Source organism: SAR324 cluster bacterium, assembly GCA_015232315.1.
Classification (GTDB): Bacteria; SAR324; SAR324; order SAR324; family NAC60-12; genus JADFZZ01.
The window spans coordinates 1-3582 of sequence record JADFZZ010000050.1; the positions used below are offsets into that span (position 1 = coordinate 1).

Below are 3582 nucleotides of genomic sequence, written 5' to 3' on the forward strand. Positions count from 1 at the left end.
AAAATGTTCCTCTGAATTGGTCAATTTAGAACCAGTTGATGAGCTCTCTTTGGAAAAAGCCGCCTAGCGCATAAACCGTGCCAGTGCTTTAAATTGTCAAAGAAATTTTTTTAGAAAACCCGAGAATATTCAGATCATAATTCAGGCCACTGACACGATTCGTACTCTGCTGGACCAGCTCAAAACACTTCTAAGGGGGGAAAAGCCCCAACCGGTGAATGTCATCAGAATTTTCAGCCGTCTTAGAGATGTTCTTGCTGAGGAACCGAAACAGGCCTTCCAATCCGGTTCCTCAGCCGGCAAGCCACCCTCATCAACAGCCAAAGCGCCCAAACGTATCGGTGACATGCTGATAGAATCCGGTGCCGTCACACCGGAACAGATTGAATCAGCGTTGGAAGAACAGCAACGTCCGTTGGGACAGATTCTGGTGGAGCAGGGCGCTGTTTCGAAACAGCTTGTAGAACAGACGCTCCAACAGATGGGAAGCCCCGCCGCCACACCGTCTGCAATGCTGGACATGGTCAAGGTCCCTTCAATCAGTATGGATGAATTGTCAGAATTGATTGGTGAAATGGTGGTGGAACTTTCTTTGATGTCACAACAAACCGGGACAGTTGAACAGAGGGAACGTGAAATCGCAGAACGGTTGAACCAGATGAATCATATCACCGAACAAATGCGTGATCGGGTGCTGGGGATGCGGATGTTTCCTGTCAGTCATGTGTTTTCCAAATTGTCACGCCAGGTCAGAGATCTCAGTTTGAAATGTGGAAAAGTCGTGAATCTGGTGCGTGAAGGCGAAGACACACTGGTCGATAAAACCGTGATAGATGGCATCTATTCGCCGCTCATGCACCTGGTTCGTAATGCGATTGATCATGGCCTGGAATCCTCACAAATCAGAACAACAGCCGGTAAAAATCCACAGGGCACTCTGTTCTTGATTGCCCGCCATCTGGGCGATTCGGTGATGATCGAAATCAGAGATGACGGCAACGGGTTGAATCGGCAGAAAATTCTCAAAAAAGCCCTTGAAAATGGTTTGGTCAAGGACGGCGTAGACTTGTCCGACGCTCAGATTGACCAGTTGATTTTTCATCCCGGTTTTTCAACAGCGGACGCTGTTACGGATGTTTCAGGACGAGGGGTTGGAATGGATGTGGTGCGCCAGGACATCGGCAAACTCCGTGGCAAAATTTCTATCCAGAGTGTGACAGGGAAAGGAACTTCGTTTCAGATCAAACTGCCCTTGAGCACCTCCATCATCGAAGGGTTGGTCACCAGGGTCGGTGACTATCAGTTTGTGTTTCCCCTGCTTGAAATTTTGTGCACCGTTACCCCCGAAAACAGCTCATTGCAGGAAATTCACGGACAGGCCGCCCAATGTTTTGTGCTCGATCACGAAATCATCCCGATTTTACGCCTGTATGAGTTTTATGAAATTCCGACCGAAATTCTGGATCCGGCCAAAGGAATCATGGTGGTCATCAGGCAGGAATACCGTAAAATCGGCGTGCTGGTGGATGAAGTCCTGCACCGTCAGCAAATTGTGATCAAATCTCTGGGCGAACGCTTTCAACATCTGCCTGCCATAACAGGCGGCACCATTCTGGGAGATGGCCATATCGGTCTGATCATATCCCCCGAACAATTGATTGAACATTCTGACAAGGAGAAACACCATGAGTCATGAAAATGAACTGTTTGAAAAATCAGGGGGCAAACTTTTGACATTCCAACTGGGAAATCAGGAATATGGAATTCAAATTCTGCAAGCCCGTGAGGTTGTGGGGTTGATGCGCATTGACCCTGTGCCTCAGACCCCATCGTTCATGAAAGGGGTGATCAATCTTCGCGGAAAGATCATTCCGGTCATCGATCTACGTTCCAAGTTCGGGATGCCGCAGATTGAACCCGGTAAGGAAAACTGCATTGTCGTGGTGGACATGCAGGGGAAACTGACCGGTGTCATCGTCGATCTGCTGGTGGGTGTGCTCACCGTGGAACCTGATGATTTTGAACACACACCGGAACTTGGCTCCAATATCCATGCGGAATTCATTACCGGCATGGTTAAACTTGAATCAAGAATTGTGATTGTCCTCAACATGGAAACGATTCTGTCCAACGAAGACCTGCGTCAGATTCATAAATAATAACCATTCTTTTCTAAACAAGGAGTAACTATGGCTAATTTAACCATTGGTAAAAAACTATCCCTTGGCTTCAGTCTTCTGGTCCTAATGATGCTACTGCTTGGGGGTGTTTCATCCTGGATGCTGTATAACATCAATAACGACTATGAACTGGATGTTATGAATGAGGTCGCGGTTGAAAAAACTGCGATCCATATTCACAAGGATATGCTGGAACTGCGTAGCAAAATTTTTAATTTCAGGTTGTCGAAGGACATGCGGATCATCGAGTTGTTTAAACAGGAACTGCAGCTTCTGAAGAATTCCGTGGATCAAATGTCAAAAATTTCCACTATCTCTCAGAGCATAAAGAATTTGAAAATTATTGACAACAGTGTGGATCATTGGCAAACGCTGATACTGGCTGAAGTAGCTCTTGAGCAAAAAATCGGACTGACTGAAAAAGATGGCTTGCTGGGTATTTTAAGAGACCACAGTCAAAAAGTTGAGGATCGTTTAGCTGAGACGAAAAACAGTTCAGACATGATGATTGATTATCTTGAACTGCGAAGATCTGAAAGAAACTTTAAGGAACGGGAAAACCCTGTGGATGCGCAAAAATATCATGAGCGTCTGGCACAACTGGAACAAAAGATCAGCACCCATCCTGTTCTGAAAAACCAGATCACTGAACTGGCTACGCTGAAGACCGCGTTTAACCAGTTTGTCACAGCGAATGAAGAACGAAACCAGTTCAGGGAGCAAGCCTTCAAAGTGCTCGATGAGACCATGAAACTGGTGGAGGAAACCCTGAAACTGGAAGAAGATTCAACCAGAGAACTCGTGGCGGTTATATCAGATTCCGCGCATCGGACCATGTCCATGCTTTTGATTGGTAGCGTGTTGAGCGTCTTTTTCGGCATTACTTTAGCGGTTGTTTTTGTCCGGATGGTCAATGGTTTGTTGAAAAAAATGGTACAGGATCTTTCCACCTCTGCCAATAATCTGGCATCGGCGTCAGAAGAAATCGCGTCGAGTTCCCAGATGCTGTCCTCCGGGGCCAGTCAGCAGGCGGCCAGTTTGGAGGAAACCTCCAGTTCCATGGAAGAAATTTCGATCCAGACCAAGGAAAATGTGGCAAACGCTTCATCCACCACGGAACTGATGAGGCAGGTTGTGGAGATGGTGAAAGCCACTGCGGACAACTCACACAGTGCGGCGGAGTTATCAGCGTCTGCCAAAAACGCCGCGGAAAATGGCGTGCAGTCCATGGGCGCCATCGCCGGAGCAATGCGGGAGATTCGGGAAGGCAGTGAAAAAATCACTGACATCATTGAGGTGATCAATGAAATCACGCATCAGACCAAAATGCTGGCCACCAATGCCGCCATTGAAGCCGCCCGTGCCGGTGACCAAGGGAAAGGTTTTGCGGTAGTGGCTGACG

The 3582-nt window shown here is 47.4% G+C and carries 3 protein-coding genes; all 3 read left to right on the forward strand.

What is annotated here, in order from left to right; genetic code table 11:
* The first annotated feature begins 214 nt into the window (after window positions 1-214).
* Complete coding sequence (locus HQM11_20095) at window positions 215-1696, forward strand: chemotaxis protein CheW (protein MBF0353339.1); 1482 nt, start codon at window positions 215-217, stop codon at window positions 1694-1696.
* Window positions 1686-2159, forward strand: a complete 474-nt coding sequence (locus HQM11_20100; GenBank protein ID MBF0353340.1) for a purine-binding chemotaxis protein CheW — start codon at window positions 1686-1688, stop codon at window positions 2157-2159. The genes HQM11_20095 and HQM11_20100 overlap by 11 nt, the downstream gene beginning before the upstream one ends.
* Window positions 2160-2189: 30 nt before the next feature.
* A partial coding sequence (locus HQM11_20105; GenBank protein ID MBF0353341.1) for a hypothetical protein occupies window positions 2190-3582 on the forward strand: 1393 nt, incomplete at its 3' end.

Coding starts and splice junctions, on each gene's coding strand:
- HQM11_20100 (MBF0353340.1), top strand. CDS start 1,686: ATGAGTCATGAAAATGAACTGTTTGAAAAATCAGGGGGCAAACTTTTG.